Origin of the sequence: Brumimicrobium glaciale (genome assembly GCF_004152935.1) — a bacterium.
In the GTDB taxonomy this organism is placed as follows: domain Bacteria; phylum Bacteroidota; class Bacteroidia; order Flavobacteriales_D; family Crocinitomicaceae; genus Brumimicrobium; species Brumimicrobium glaciale.
Genome location: NZ_SETE01000001.1, coordinates 526,634 through 541,494, shown reverse-complemented (window position 1 = coordinate 541,494; position 14,861 = coordinate 526,634). Strand labels below are relative to the sequence as shown.

The following is a 14,861-nucleotide window of genomic DNA, read 5'->3' as shown; positions in this document are numbered from 1 at the left end:
GTTCAAACTTGACACTTCCAACACTTTTTAAAATGCATAAATATTTCTAATACCAAATTCAGCTTAAAACAGCCTTTTCAATTAAAGCTATTCTTTGCTTTCACCTTCTTCAGTTTCCTCTTCATCATCCAAGTCCTTAAAAATATCTTCGAAAGAAATCGTATTTTCTTCCTTTTCCTCTTCTGGCATATTTAAATAATCTTCCATACTACTTTGAATGGATTCCATCTCTTCTTGTATGACCTCTTCTTCAAAACCTATAAAAGTCATTTCGAATAGACAATGTGCTATAACTTCTAATTCAGTAAAGTGATGTAAACTTTCTTGACTAATCTCCATTCCCAACCACTCATTCCAAGGAGTAAACTCAAGTGCTTGCGAAAACTCTTCTTCTTCGTTTTTTGGGTTTTTATAACTGCCAGAAACGTCTACATATTCCTCTCCGTCAAAATCATCTGTTTGATTTGCTACCACAATTTCAATCTCTGCGTCTTCAGGATTCATGTACAAAAGTTCTTCAAAAACATCCAAATAAGCAAATCTATTTACTTCTTCACCTGGATATAATTTCAACAAAATAGTTTCAATACTTAACCATGAGTTTGATTGTATAAGATCTTTTAATGTCATATCACTTCAGTTTAGATGAATTCTTTTACACTACCTAAACTTAACGTTTCCAAACTAATAATAAAAACTTTAATGTATCAAATTACATTCCTTATCAAAACACATCTTCAAAAAAGAGTTTTTATCAAAAACTATCCTAAAACAAAAGAAATCACTTATATTTGATTTTGTTAAATTAAGATCAAAACAGAATATAATATGGCACTTGATAAGATTGGGATTGCAAAACGAATTGCGCAGGAATTAGAAGATGGCTTTTATGTGAATTTAGGAATTGGTATTCCAACTTTGGTTGCTAATTACGTTCCAGAAGGAATCGAGGTTGAGTTTCAATCAGAAAACGGAGTGCTTGGAATGGGGAATTTCCCTTATGAAGGAGAAGAAGATGCAGATTTAATTAACGCAGGAAAACAAACCATTACCGCAAAACCTGGAGCGGCATTTTTCGATTCATCACTTTCTTTTGGAATGATCAGAGGAAATCATGTTCAGTTAACTGTACTTGGAGCAATGGAAGTTGCTGCAAACGGTGATATTGCCAACTGGAAAATTCCAGGGAAAATGGTAAAAGGAATGGGTGGAGCAATGGATTTAGTAGGTTCTGCTGAAAACATTATCGTTGCAATGATGCACACCAATAAAAGAGGAGAATCTAAACTTTTGAAGGAATGTTCTTTGCCATTGACAGGAGTAAACTGTGTAACGAAAATCGTAACGAACTTGGCTTACATTGAAGTAAAAGACGGAGCTTTTCATTTAATTGAGCGTGCGCCTGGAGTTACTGTTGAAGAGATTCAAAAGGCTACTGAAGGGAAGTTGGTTGTTCCGGATAATGTTCCCGAGATGAAATTAGGGTAGAGTCACCTGCGGTGAAAAGAATTACGCAAAGATTCGCGAAGTTTTCGCAGAGATACGCAGAGAAAAAAAAGACACGAGAAGAGTTTGATAAAAAATATTGGAACGGCTTTCTACGAAATGTAGTGGCCGTTTTTTTTTGCGTAGGGACGTTTTAGTATAAGAGTTATTCAGTTTTCAAATTCCATATCTTTTACTAAATTGGATTACCTAGCTAAGTCTCAATTCTTTCAAAAGGTATTCCTCAGTAGTTGCAAGTCATCGGAGTGACAGAATTTTCGAGCGTTGGGTGAGCACCGGATGAATCCTTTTTTCCTTTTTTAAGAGTAATCAATTTTAAAGGAAAATTGAATTATACGATTAGTTGTTGTAATGATAAAATAGTTAAACATTATTATTAACTTGCAACCTATACTGGTAACCCTATTACTAAAATTATGAAAAATGAATTACTAAAACCACTGAAGTATGTGCAAGTATAAATCTTTGGTCAAGTCAGTAAGAACCTATTTTGGTTTAATAATTTGTCTAGTTTCAATTGACACGACACTTGCACAAAGCATATATTATGAAAATAGTTTTAGTTTTTCAACGTCAATTAATTTTGACGTTGAAGAACCTTTTAACATTAATCCTTTAGAAAGCAGAACTGCAAATAGCTTACTGGTTGGTTTTGAATCAAAAAAAATTTTTAATTTACTTTACTATAATGTTGGATCTGGTTATCAACAAAATAGATTTAAACAAGAATTTGAGGCTGGAGGAAAATCATTAGGTTTCTATAACTTTTCTACTCTTGAATTGAAGATTCAGATAGGGATAGGAATAGAGAAAATAATGAAACAAACAAATTCATCCGTTTATTTCGAATGTGGTTTTTCTCCTGATTATCTAATAGGAAAAACATTCCAAGTTGAAAATACTAATGAGTTACTCATTCCGCAGCTCAATAACATATTGTATAGCAATTTCATAAAATTAAATAACTCAAACAAAATCATTAGCGCTCTTACTCCTTATTTTAATATTGGTTCTAAAGTTAAGATATCAGAAAAGATTTTACTGAGAACATATTGTCAATTGGTTATTAGGGATGATTATATTACAACTACAAGATATTCATTCATACCAACAGCGCCCAATGGAATTGGATTCACACGAAACCCTTTAAACAACACTTTAATTAAAATTAGCCGATTTAACTTGGGGTTTAGATTAATATATTCATTATGAGGTATTTTTATTTTTTATCATTTATTTTTTTTACAAACATGGCATTAGGCCAAACAGAATTGAAATATACTGTTTCAATCGGCACACCAAACAATGGTTACTTTGGTTCTGGAACCCATCCTGATAAGTATTTTGATCTCTTTTCAAATAAAGAAAGAAAACCTAATGCATCTTTCGATACCGAATACATGTTTAAGTTTAGTCAGTCCTTAAATCAAAAAAGGAAAATATTTTTGAATTTAGGATTTGGGTTTGGGCAGACTTTTTACGAGTTGCGCTACCCAATAGGAGGTAATCAAAAATTAAATGAAAGTTTTCATTCTATTTACAATTACAGATTTTTACCGAGTTTAGGCTTAGAGAAAAGAATTAACTTGGGTGAAAATATGCAAATTAGTTTTGGTATCGATTGGGCTCCTCGTATTTACAAGGATTACACAAAGGAATTTGAGAATGATGAAGCTCTTGTGTTTTCTGAAAACAGCAGTGTTTCTTACTCTGTACAGTTTAAAAATAAAAAGGAGCAATACAAGGTTGAAAATAATCCTATTATTTTATTTAGATATTTTATGGGTCTTTCTTATAAAATTAATGATCATTTAGATTTTTTAGTTCAGTTCCAGATGAACAGAAATTTTAATGAATATTTTAGTTTTAGAGTTGCTAAAACAACGACTGGGGATAATACTACAACTGTAAGTTCTTATGCAACTTATGAAACACATTATGCAGACTATATTGTAGATTCAGAAACTATTACTACTCACTTTTCCTACATCGGAATCGGAATTAAACAAAGGCTAAATTGGACAAGGTTTAAAGAAAACTTATTAGTTCATTAGTACACAAAATTTACAAATCAAAGTATTTACAAAACATCTTTTTGGCTATCGTTTCAAAACATCCATCTCAAAAAAAAAAACGACCAACCCAATGAGTCAGTCGTTTGTAATTTTATTCGTTTAAACAGTTTTTAAAACCATTTTAAATAGCATTTAAATCTTATTCAATCCTTAAACCAATATCCATCACATCTGTAATCGATTTTTCTTGTGTTGCATTCACCATTTTGAAAACATACTCTCCTTTAATTGGGAAAGGCTTAGAATCAAAACGCAATCTACTTTCAACCAATGATCCAGAAACTCTTCCAACCCAAGAACCATCAGGTCTTGCCATTGGAATTTTCTGTGCAACTTTTGAAGTCGATCCATCTGGCGCAGTAACCCAAACATAAATCCACAAATTGCTGTACATATAGTCCGTTGTTGTTCTCAACGAAATAATGAAATCATGATTGGTCAAGGAATCTTGGACATCTACTATAAAAATAGCAGTGTCCTTTTTGTCCCATGATTTATCATCAAAGTTATGCACTTGATCAAAGTAGGGCTGTTCACCACAGCTTTGCAAGAATGTAAACAGTCCTAAAACCGTAATAAAAGAAAGTGTTTTAACTGCTTTTTTCATTATCGTTATTTCCTTTATTCGTTGGCTTACTTTCGTCTCCCGGTTTACGTGGCGGACGTTTTTTAGCAGGCCTTGGTTTATTGGTATTTGGTTTTTTATCTGCAGATTTATTTTCTACCGGCTTACCATTCTCAGCAGACTTAGTTTTATCAACTGGTTTTGCTTTATCGTCTGGATTGCGTTTCACAGGTTTTTTCCCTGCTGGCTTTTTATCATCCGGCTTATTATCGTTCGGATTTACTTTTGCGTTCGGATTCTTCTTAACAGGTCTTTTTCCTTTCGGTTTTGGCCTATTGTCCGCAGATTTCACATCATTTGATTTACTGTTATCAATTGCCTTTGGAGTTTTTGAGTCAGCAGTTTTAACATCACCTCCAGCATTTCCAGTAGGTTTTTTCTTACCTCCCTTACGTTTTTTCTTCTTGGTGAATTTTTTATCAAAACGATTCAAATCATCTTGTCCAACGACATTGGAATAATCTGGTGCTTTTGGTGCTTTCGTATCAAACGTTGCTTGGTCAAAGTCTTTTAAATCCTCTGGTTTTTCCTTCTCCTTGTTCATCGCAATAATTTCTTTTGCGCGTTCTGGTGAAAGAGCTACCAATGCAGGTCCTGACTTATCATCTGTTTGATGTAAATACCACATTAATCGTTTGAAAACATCGGTTTTAATGTGAATTCCAGATCCTTTTTTTGAATACAATTTGATTTCTGTAGATGGAAAACTTTTCAGTTCATCAATATACATATCCAATTCGTAATTCAAACAACATTTTAGCTTACCACATTGTCCCGCAAGCTTTTGCGGATTCAATGAAAGTTGCTGATACCTTGCTGCACTTGTACTTACAGAACGGAAGTCTGTCAACCAAGTTGAACAACACAACTCACGTCCACAAGATCCAATTCCACCCAAACGAGCAGATTCTTGTCTTGCACCAATTTGTCGCATTTCAATACGTACACGGAAATTATCCGCCATATCTTTAATCAACTGACGAAAGTCTACACGACCATTTGCCGTATAATAAAACGTCGCTTTTGAACCATCACCCTGATATTCAACATCAGATATTTTCATATCGAGTTTCAGATGAATCGCCATTTCACGCGCTTTGTGCATCACGCTTTCTTCGTTTTTACGCGAAGCCACCCATTTATCAATATCCTCCTGTGAAGCATGACGAATAATTTTTCGTGCTTCGTGAGCCTTAAAGTTTGGTGCTTTTTTTTGAAGCTGTATTCTGGAAAGTTCTCCTACAACTGAAATAACCCCGACATCATAGCCCGGGCTTGCTTCAACGACAACAACGTCGCCAACATTCAATTCAAATCCTTTTAAATTTCTAAAAAAAGATTTTCGACTGTTTTTAAATCGTATTTCAACTATATCAAATTGACTTTTTCCGCTTGGTAATTGCATATTTGCAAGCCAATCGAAAACGCCAAGTTTATTGCATCCTCCAGAGCTACAGGTCCCGTTACTCTTGCATCCGGTAGGAATTCCTCCTCCAGATCCACAACTTGAACATCCCATAGTTATATTTTTCATCAAAAATAACAAATATCAAGGACAACTGCGAATAAAAAATGACATATGGGATTTCATATTAAAAATGATATGTGCGGACGATTTGATTTTATAATGGTGGAGACGCAATGCGGTATGGTGGAGATGCAATGCGCTATGGTGGAGACGCAATGCATTGCGTCTCTACCATTATTTTTTATTCCTCGGATGAAAACTAATTATCGCCTCTCGAATAAATGACTGATCTAAATGCGTATAAATCTCGGTTGTGGTTATAGATTCATGTCCCAACATTTCTTGAATGGCTCGTAAATTCGCGCCTCCTTCAATTAAATGCGTTGCAAATGAATGACGGAATGTATGCGGACTTACTTTTTTCTTGAGTCCGATCGTTAATGCTAAATTCTTCACAATTGTAAAAATCATAACACGTGTCAATTGCCTTCCTCGGCGATTTAAAAACACAAAATCTTCATGACCTTTGTGAATATGCATGTGGTTCCGTGTTCCAGAAACATAAATTCCGATTTCCTTTTCCACAGATGGACTCACAGGAACCAAACGTTCTTTATTTCCTTTTCCAATTACGCGAATAAAACCTTGTTTGAAGAAAATATTGGAAAATTTTAAATTAATTAATTCACTTACACGCAATCCACAGCTGTATAAAGTTTCTAGCATTGCTTTATTGCGGTGACCTTCGGGCTTACTTAAATCAATCGCTCCAATCATCTCATCAATTTCGGCTATACTCAAAAATACAGGTAATTTCATTCCTATTTTAGGTAATTCGAGTAAACTGCTCGGGTCTTCATCTCGAATTCCTTCTAAAACCATAAAATCGAAAAATTGTTTTATTCCGCTAATTACTCTTGCTTGAGAACGAGCTGACAATCCTAAATCATATAAATCAGCAATGAAGTTTTTGAGCACTTCTAAACTTACTTTTTTGGGTTCAATGGAACGATCAGAGCAGAAGTCACTGAGTTTTTCTAAATCTCGCTGATAGGCAAAAATTGAATTCTCTGCCAATCCTCTTTCGATTTTTAGGTAGTTCACAAAATCACGATTGTATATTTTCCATTGATCCACGGGTTGAATTTAATGAAATTAAAGAGAAATGGTGTCGTGCTTCCAGCACTTTGTAACGTATTAATTACGTTAACCTAGAACTTACGTCTTAGGTTAACACATGTTATCCCTTAAGGATTATATGAGTATTGACGTAATTTTATTAATATTGTAAAACGAATTGATTTGAGAACTCAATAATTTAAAATCACTCCAAAGTTTAATACCGATGTTGATTTTATGGATGTTAATCAAAAACAACTCGTTTGACTTGAAAATATTCTAAATTCACATTCAGAATAACTAAATGAAAATAAAAGCAATATGAGAATTCTAATCATCAACGGCCCAAATTTGAATCTTCTTGGAAAACGCCAACCTTCTATTTATGGAGATAAAAGTTTTGATGAATATATTCACGAAATCCAAAAAGAAGGAGTTCATGTTTCTGTTTATCAAAGTAATGTTGAGGGAGAAATAATCAATACTTTACATGATGCAAAAGCAGATGGAATCATTTTAAACGCTGGTGGATATACACATACTTCTGTTGCAATTCGTGATGCTGTTGCTGCAATCGAAATCCCTGTAGTTGAGGTTCATATTTCGAATATTTCGGCAAGAGAATCTTTCAGACACGAGAGTTTAATTAGTCCAGTTGCAGTAGGTTGCATTTTTGGTTTTGGAATGACTGGATATGAATTAGCTTTGGATTATTTCTTGAAATTGAAGAAGTAATTTCTTAGCATAACCAATCTACTCCACGAAAAATCGTTTATTCAATCCTTCAAATTTCTTAATTCTTTTAAAGAAATAAGCCCACAATAATGAAGCTTTATACAACCCAGCTTTATTGTATTCTGTACTTTCATTCTGAATTTGCTTGCGTTTTCTATTCAAATATGAAATATTCGAATAATAGGCACCATGCGCTTTAAGAATCGCAAAAATATGTTTGAATTGAAATCCTACTAAGTATTTCGCAGCTGCAATTCCATCCAAAATTAACCGGTAGAAAATCTTTCCAAAAAGCCATCCTACATGATTCTTATGAATCGTGTACAAGCTATTTCTAAAATTTAAAAATGTTTTTCTTGGATTTTCGTAATTCAATGTTCCGCCGCCAACATGATATACTTTTGAAGCTGGCACAACATAAAATGAATGATTTTGCTTTTTCGCACGCCAACAAAAATCGATTTCCTCCATGTGAGCAAAGAAATCTTCGTCTAGCCCTCCGAGCTTGTGGTAAACTTTTGAACGAATAACCATACATGCTCCTGTAGTCCAGAAAACTTCTTTGTCGTTATCGTATTGATTAAGATCCTCCTCTACTTCATCAAAAATTCTACCTCGACAAAATGGATAATAATTTTTATCCATAAATCCTCCACTTGCACCAGCGTGTTCGAAATGTGTTTTCTTGTGAAAAGCCAAAACTTTCGGTTGAACTCCAGCTATATTAGGGTTATTCTCTAGTTTTGCAACCAAAGGAGCTAACCAATTTGGCGTCACCTCAATATCTGAATTTATCAATACATAATATTCAAATCGACCTTTCAACTGATTCAAACCATCGTTGTATCCTTTGGCAAATCCACCGTTACTTGTATTTACAATTACTTCAACTTCAGGATGACTTTCTTTGACATAAGCCATACTTTCATCCGTCGATTGATTGTCCACCACAACAATAGCAGCTTCCGAAGTATTTTGAATTAAAGTGGGTAGGAATTGTTTCAAAAAGGACAATCCATTCCAATTGAGAATAACAACAGCAGTTTTCAAATGCGACAAATTTTATCAGTAACTATTGTAATATCTCGAAGAATTTCCACCAAAATGAGGATTTGCACCACCAGTTGGATCATCTAAATTCGAATCTGGCGTACTTCTTTTATTTAAGGCGTATTTCCATCTGTAATTTTGAAGCTCGCCAACCATATCACTGTGCAATAAAGTGTAATCCTTATTCAAGTTAGTTTGACTATAGAAAATAAATCTTCTGTTAGAATACTGCTTAATTTTATCGTATTGCCAAACTTCATAAGGATATTCTGCTGGTGAAGAAGGTTGCTCAATAACGGTATTTGGAGCACCATATTGCAGAAAAACACGACCGCGATCAGTTTCAAATCCAACTTGGAAATTTGTCGCAAATAAAGCTTCTACTTTGTCAACTTGTGCTTTATATTTCACCCAACCTTCATAAGGTTTTTCAGGACTAGTTTGTTGCCAAAAAGCTTGTAAATAACGCATATTCTGCTCCTTATCTTTCTCTTTTAATATACGAATGATGTTTTTTACTTCACCTTGACGAGAGATTGGAATTAAACTCGCTACATAATATCCTAATGAATCTTCAGGAACACTCTGTTCAAAAGCAGGATCTAAAACTGTAGATTGGAACGACAAATCATTTACTTCTTCGGTATTATTTCTATCAAAATCAAATGCAGAACGTGCTAAAATTTGCTTATCTCGACTCAACAAATTCAGCTCTAAAGTATAAGCTCCAGTTGGCAGCATACTAATATCAATCACTTTTGCTATGGATTGAATTGGTGAATTTTTATATCTAAAATAACGTGTGTATTCCTCTAAATCTAAACGCACATCTCTTCCAATAACTTTTTGTTCCACCACGTAAACAGAATCTTCAATTGTAGCATCAGTATTATACGCTTCTATATAATAAAGTAAATTTTGAATTTCAGTTGGATAATAATCTCCCACCATTGGCACAACATCATAGCCCAATTTCGTGAAAATAGATTGCAATTGTGGATTTGATCTGATTGACTCTGCAGCAATGAAAGACGAAAACGCCAATTCATCAGTCATATCTTTAATTTTTATTGTCTTTGTAACAGAAGTGGGTTTTTCTTTTGAATTGATATCTCTGATCACTAAATCGTATCTATATTTCCCTGGAGCCAATAAATATTTCTGAATATCATGAAAATCTTCCACCAAGCTATCTATAACCAATGGACTTTTCAACAAATATTTATCTGCTACAACCACAGTATCGTTTTGTGAAAACACTTGACTAATTTCCACTTCAGCAAATTTCTCCTCTGCCCTATCAATGTATTCTAAACTATATCCCACAAAATTCAATTGAATTTCAATGTAGTTCCCTGCCTCTGGAGCATAGAATTGGCCTTCACTCAAAAAAGCTTTTAGGTTTTTATCTTGTCCAAACGCTGTTACACCAATGAATAAAACAGCAAAAAGCATCAAAATTATATTCTTCATATTTTCGAATTGAAATAAAGCATAAAGCTATGCAAATTTAAGGTTTTCAGCAAAAAAATAAAGATTGTTGACTATAATGTAACTTTTATCGAGGAAACAGAAAAATAATTCAATCCTTAGCTATTGAAAATCAGCGTTAAATAAAATAGTTTGAAATTATCTTCATTTTCCACTTGCCGGAAAAATATATGTGAGTATCTTTGCCCCGGAGAAATGGCAGAGCGGTTGAATGCACTAGTCTTGAAAACTAGCGTACCGCAGGGTACCGGGGGTTCGAATCCCTCTTTCTCCGCCAAAGAAAACCCGTAGCTTTTTTAGCTACGGGTTTTTTTATTCCTATAAATCGCTCAAGACTTTTTCGTCTTGAAAGTGATTTATAGGAATGAAAAAACTACATCGCTTTTTTAGCGATGTTTGGTTTTTATACTAACAAAGGATTCCTCGGAATGCTATCAATAAAATTAATCCCTCTTAATGCTATCAAATTACTTCGCCGTTTATCAACACCTTCTAACAGAACGTGTCTACGGCATATTTCAATTGTAGCATTTTCGAAAACAAACCAGCAAAATCCATCTCAATATTCACAAAAATCCTAAAATAATTTCCTTTAGACCTTCAACATTTATTATATTTAATTCATTATCGAAACTATACTATAAAACAACGACTCATGACATTACAAGACGCACTTATGTTGATTCTCTCCGTTTTAGGAATCTTTACTATTATCATAATTATCACACGCATTTTCGGATTAAGAACATTTGCAAAGATGTCGAGTTTTGATTTCGCTTCAACTATCGCAGTCGGTTCTGTTTTGGCTTCCATTATTTTAAATAGTGATCAGTCACTTCTGAAAGGTGGAATTGCTTTGGTTACAATTATCGCTTTTCAAACGTTATTTTCATTTTTAGTTAGAAAAGTGGATGCCTTTAAGCAACTTTTCACCAATAAACCGCAATTAATTATGTGGCAAGGAGAAATTATTTATGATGCATTGAAAAAATGTAATGTTGGAGAAAGTGATTTAATTGCAAAGTTAAGAGAAGCCAATGTGCATGAATTTAGTGAAGTGAAAGCGGTTATATTTGAAAGTACAGGAGATATTTCTGTCCTTCATAATAACGAAAACAAAGATGTTGCAGATCAAATGTTGAGTGATGTAAAAATGAATAATTTTAAGAAATAGCACATGAAAACAGGATTAGTCTGGTTTAAAAATGACTTAAGAATTCATGACAATGAAGCCTTAACTAGAGCTGTGGAACAATGCGAACAATTGGTATTTTTCTTTTATGTCGAACCTCATCTCTTTGAAAATCTAAAATTAGGATTTCGTAAATCAGATATTAATCGATTCAAATTTTTAGAGCAATCCGCTAATGCATTAAAGGAAAAGCTAGAAAATAATGGAGGCCATTTAATTGTAAGCGATAAAAGCGCCGTTGAAATCATTCCAAGATTAATTCAAGAATACGCTATTTCTTCTGTTTATGGAGAAACCGAATATGCGTCAGAAGAATTGAATTTGGTAAAACAAGTGCAAGATAAATTGCCTGAGGTTGAATTCAATTTTTATTGGGGAAAAACGCTTTATCACATTGACGATATTCCTTTTACAATTGACAAAATTCCTTTAACGAGTAAAGCTTATCGTATTCCAGCGGCTAAAGAAAGTGATCCTAGAACAACGTTTGAAACTCCTAAAGAATTTAAAAGTCATCCCAATGCAGTTTCTACAGAATTCCCAACTTTCACGAAATATGGATTTACTGAGGAAGAATACAACGCTGCTCAACCTTATCTAAAAGGAGGAGAAGAAAAAGCGCTTGAAAGACTGCAACATTATACTTTTGAATCTGAAAATTTAACAGGTTACCGTTGGTCAAGAAATAAGTCTTTGGGAATGGATTACAGTTCGAAGTTTTCACCTTATCTCGCTTTGGGATGTATTTCGGCGCGAACGATTTATGAAACAGTAAAGAAATATGAAACTGAAATCAAGAAAAACCAAAGTACTTGGTGGCTCGTTTTTGAATTGGTTTGGAGAGATTATTTCACCTTTAAAGGAATGAAATTTGGCAATAAAATATTCCATACCAAAGGTTTTAAAAATAAAGATGTCGCTTTTGAAAATGACTCAGAAAAGTTTAAACGTTGGCAAGATGGAAAAACTGGAATTCCATTTATTGATGCGCACATGCGACAATTGAACGAAACCGGATACATGAGTAATCGAGGTCGTGTGAATTGTGCAAGCTATTTCGTTCATGATTTAAAAATCGATTGGACTTGGGGAGCAGCTTATTTTGAATCGAAATTAATTGATTACGACGTAAGTGCAAATTGGTTGAATTGGCATGTTCAAGCTTTTGAAATCTATTATACGAATCCAGTAAATCAAGGTTTGAAATATAAAGCAAACGAATATATCGCAAAATGGATTCCTGAATTGCGCCACATTGATGACAATAAGATTCTCGCTCCATGGATTTTCAAAGAAGAATTAAAAGATTTAGATTATCCAGTTCCAATTGAAGTTTTTTCTAAATGGACCCGAGCGATGAATTTGATTAAGAATTCAGTTAGTATTCAAGGGAAGTTATTTTAAAGAATTTGAATCAAAAACCCTACTCTACCAATTTCCTATATTCACTTGGACTCATGTCAAATTCTCGTTTAAAAATCTTCGAGAAATAGCTATTACTTTCAAATCCTACTTTACCTAAAACTTCTGAGATATTCAGATTTTTATTTTGAAGTAAACGTTTTGATTCTTCTAATCTATGATGTGTTACATACTCATTAACAGTTGCTTTAAACATGTGTTTAAATGCGAATTGAAGTTTATTAGGATTTAAGCCCGATTGTTGAGATAAACTTAAAATGGTCAAATCCTTGTCTAAATTTAATTGAATATATTTGTTTAACTCATCCACTTTATTCAATTCATTCACTCTTATTATTGAGCTTTTATCTTCTCCGCTTAAATCGTCTTCATATTGAATAATTTGATTTACAAAAATTCGCAAAGCAATACTTTCCATGTGGTATTTCCTAATAAGCATTTTATCTTCGTACTTCAATATTTCCGTAAAAATATCCTTGAATTCTAAACCGTAAAATCCTTCATGATAAAACGTTTTTTCTGCCAATGTATCTTTAAAAAGTGCTTTCAATTTGGAGCCGAGACTGTTAATTTCACATTTTGCATTCTTTGAAAATTTCTCTCGGTCTATTTCCAAACTTAAGATCTTGTGATTTTCATTTTTAGCGAAAGTTAAAATATGTCCAATACTTTTTTCACTGGCAACAATAGCGCATTTGAATTGATCAATTTTATGAACCTCAGATTCATTAGCAAAAGAATGTTTAATTGAACCTTGAGCAGAATAAAGATATTTTATGGGATGCACTTCATCAACAGTAAATTTGATTCGAATATCTTCATAAAATTGACAGTCATAAGTGATAATACCTAAACCATTGTCAAAATTAACTCCTCGAATTTGCCCTATTCCTAAACGCGAAGGAATGGCCAATGAAAACTCGTCACAATTTTCTTTGAAAGGAACATTAAAAGACCTGGATAAGCTTTCTATTACGTCCTTTAATGGTAATGAATTAACTTTAAATTCTCTCATGATATCAGTTAAAAATCAATAGACTGCTTTATTTAATCGTCCTTTTGAGCCTTAAAAATAGTAAATATAATTTTATTTCAGCAATTCTAAATAAGCTCCTAACATTGCTGCTCCACCAGAAAAAACAACAGTTAATACCAACCACCTAGCTGCAGAAGCTGCTGTTTTTCTAGCATGTTCAGCTTGAATAACTGCTTTTCGCTTTGCTAATTCTATTTGCTCAAATACTTTTCTTTCAATTTTATCAATTTTGACCTTAACATTTTCAACAGCTTCATTAATTTCCGATGTTATTTTTTCAATATCATTTTCATTGATGAATCTATTATTAGTGACTAAATCTTTAATGGCTCCTTCATCAAGTTTATTGATCCTGGATTTAATTATTGACAAAGATTCCTTGGGATTGTCAATAACCTTGGTCAAATCGGCTTTTAAATCTTCAAAATTTAATTCCTCTTGTTCCATTTCTTCAAGGAAATCATCTAATATTCTAGTGATTTTATCTGTGCTCAAATTCACGTCAAAATCTCGCCTTACTTTATCCATTGTTTTTTCAATCACAGACTCCTTTTTATTTGAAGGCGCAATCTTAAACAAGTCTTTCACTATTCCCGCAGAAGATTTTAATCCGGCAGTTGCAGTAGTTACCAAACCTCCAATTAAAGTGTGAACAATCTTCGTTTCTAAGTAAAATAAAATCATAAAGAACAAGGCCCAAATCACTAAGGCAATCGTTAAATTAGAAGCTAAAGTTCCGAAAAAACTCAAATTAAGGGCCAAAGCACAAGCACCAAACAATGAAATTGCTGTGGTTATTAAACTCCATATCCCAAAGGCAGAACTGAATTTCACTCCTGATAATCCTTCCTCATCATCATCATCATCAGCCAAAGTAAATTCATTTGAACCTCTCGCACTATCCAATTTGGCTTTATTTCTGGCATATTTCTTTTTAACATTCCCAATCATGGTAATTCCCATTGCTACAGATAAAGCTGTCAATACAATTTGGAAAATTAATGCCAACAGCACTCCAGCAACAATAGCTACAAAAAAGTCGGAGTAAAGAAAATCTCGGCTGTCTGCAATTCTTATATTTTGGGCTTGAGAAGCTACAGCTCCAATTAAAAATAGAAATATGAGTACTGATTTTTTCATAA

Annotated in this window: 14 protein-coding genes and 1 tRNA gene; 7 read left to right on the top strand and 8 right to left on the bottom strand. The window is 33.4% G+C overall.

From position 1 onward, the window contains the following. Positions 1–87: 87 nt before the first annotated feature. On the bottom strand, positions 88–630 hold the full coding sequence (locus ERX46_RS02080; RefSeq protein ID WP_130092172.1) for a DUF6557 family protein: 543 nt from the start codon (positions 628–630) through the stop codon (positions 88–90). A 198-nt stretch (positions 631–828) separates the two neighbouring features. Between ERX46_RS02080 and ERX46_RS02075 the strand changes: the two genes are divergently transcribed. The 3 genes from ERX46_RS02075 to ERX46_RS02065 all read left to right on the top strand — a co-directional run bounded on the left by ERX46_RS02075 (position 829) and on the right by ERX46_RS02065 (position 3,560). Then, a complete protein-coding gene (locus ERX46_RS02075) occupies positions 829–1,488 on the top strand; it encodes a 3-oxoacid CoA-transferase subunit B (protein ID WP_130092171.1) in 660 nt (219 codons plus the stop codon). 465 nt (positions 1,489–1,953) lie between these two features. Then, positions 1,954–2,718 carry a hypothetical protein gene (locus tag ERX46_RS02070; protein ID WP_130092170.1) on the top strand — a complete coding sequence of 255 codons (765 nt, stop codon included), beginning with the start codon at positions 1,954–1,956 and terminating at the stop codon, positions 2,716–2,718. 38 nt (positions 2,719–2,756) lie between these two features. Beyond that, positions 2,757–3,560, top strand: a complete 804-nt coding sequence (locus ERX46_RS02065; RefSeq protein ID WP_130092169.1) for a hypothetical protein — start codon at positions 2,757–2,759, stop codon at positions 3,558–3,560. A gap of 160 nt (positions 3,561–3,720) precedes the next feature. On the opposite strand, the gene ERX46_RS02060 is transcribed toward ERX46_RS02065, so the two are convergent. From ERX46_RS02060 to xerD, 3 genes are all read right to left on the bottom strand, one after another. Next, positions 3,721–4,188, bottom strand: coding sequence for a gliding motility lipoprotein GldH (locus ERX46_RS02060; RefSeq protein ID WP_130092168.1), 468 nt, complete (start codon positions 4,186–4,188; stop codon positions 3,721–3,723). After that, complete coding sequence (gene ricT, locus ERX46_RS02055; protein ID WP_130092167.1) at positions 4,172–5,725, bottom strand: PSP1 domain-containing protein; 1,554 nt, start codon at positions 5,723–5,725, stop codon at positions 4,172–4,174. The genes ERX46_RS02060 and ricT overlap by 17 nt, the downstream gene beginning before the upstream one ends. Before the next feature lie 183 nt (positions 5,726–5,908). Further along, positions 5,909–6,811: a site-specific tyrosine recombinase XerD gene (gene xerD, locus ERX46_RS02050; RefSeq protein WP_130092166.1), complete on the bottom strand. Its 903-nt coding sequence runs from the start codon at positions 6,809–6,811 to the stop codon at positions 5,909–5,911. Positions 6,812–7,114: 303 nt separating this feature from the next. On the opposite strand from xerD, the gene aroQ reads away from it, so the two are divergent. Continuing rightward, complete coding sequence (gene aroQ / locus ERX46_RS02045; RefSeq protein WP_130092165.1) at positions 7,115–7,528, top strand: type II 3-dehydroquinate dehydratase; 414 nt, start codon at positions 7,115–7,117, stop codon at positions 7,526–7,528. 18 nt (positions 7,529–7,546) lie between these two features. Here the strand turns inward: aroQ and ERX46_RS02040 are convergent, their stop codons facing one another. Together ERX46_RS02040 and ERX46_RS02035 are read right to left on the bottom strand one after the other, a co-directional pair. Further along, a complete protein-coding gene (locus ERX46_RS02040) occupies positions 7,547–8,587 on the bottom strand; it encodes a glycosyltransferase family 2 protein (protein WP_242494516.1) in 1,041 nt (346 codons plus the stop codon). A 6-nt stretch (positions 8,588–8,593) separates the two neighbouring features. Beyond that, positions 8,594–10,051, bottom strand: a complete 1,458-nt coding sequence (locus tag ERX46_RS02035; protein ID WP_130092164.1) for a GWxTD domain-containing protein — start codon at positions 10,049–10,051, stop codon at positions 8,594–8,596. A 207-nt stretch (positions 10,052–10,258) separates the two neighbouring features. Between ERX46_RS02035 and ERX46_RS02030 the strand changes: the two genes are divergently transcribed. The 3 genes from ERX46_RS02030 to ERX46_RS02020 all read left to right on the top strand — a co-directional run bounded on the left by ERX46_RS02030 (position 10,259) and on the right by ERX46_RS02020 (position 12,665). Beyond that, positions 10,259–10,346 (top strand) — tRNA-Ser (locus ERX46_RS02030). A gap of 378 nt (positions 10,347–10,724) precedes the next feature. Then, positions 10,725–11,243, top strand: a complete 519-nt coding sequence (locus ERX46_RS02025) for a DUF421 domain-containing protein (RefSeq protein WP_130092163.1) — start codon at positions 10,725–10,727, stop codon at positions 11,241–11,243. A 3-nt stretch (positions 11,244–11,246) separates the two neighbouring features. After that, the gene (locus ERX46_RS02020; protein ID WP_130092162.1) at positions 11,247–12,665 is read left to right on the top strand and encodes a DASH family cryptochrome; all 1,419 of its coding nucleotides are present in this window, start codon (positions 11,247–11,249) and stop codon (positions 12,663–12,665) included. 19 nt (positions 12,666–12,684) lie between these two features. On the opposite strand, the gene ERX46_RS02015 is transcribed toward ERX46_RS02020, so the two are convergent. Beyond that, a complete protein-coding gene (locus ERX46_RS02015) occupies positions 12,685–13,698 on the bottom strand; it encodes a helix-turn-helix domain-containing protein (protein ID WP_130092161.1) in 1,014 nt (337 codons plus the stop codon). A gap of 72 nt (positions 13,699–13,770) precedes the next feature. Continuing rightward, entirely contained in the window at positions 13,771–14,859 is a 1,089-nt protein-coding gene (locus ERX46_RS02010; RefSeq protein WP_130092160.1) for a hypothetical protein, read from the bottom strand. Positions 14,860–14,861: the final 2 nt, after the last annotated feature.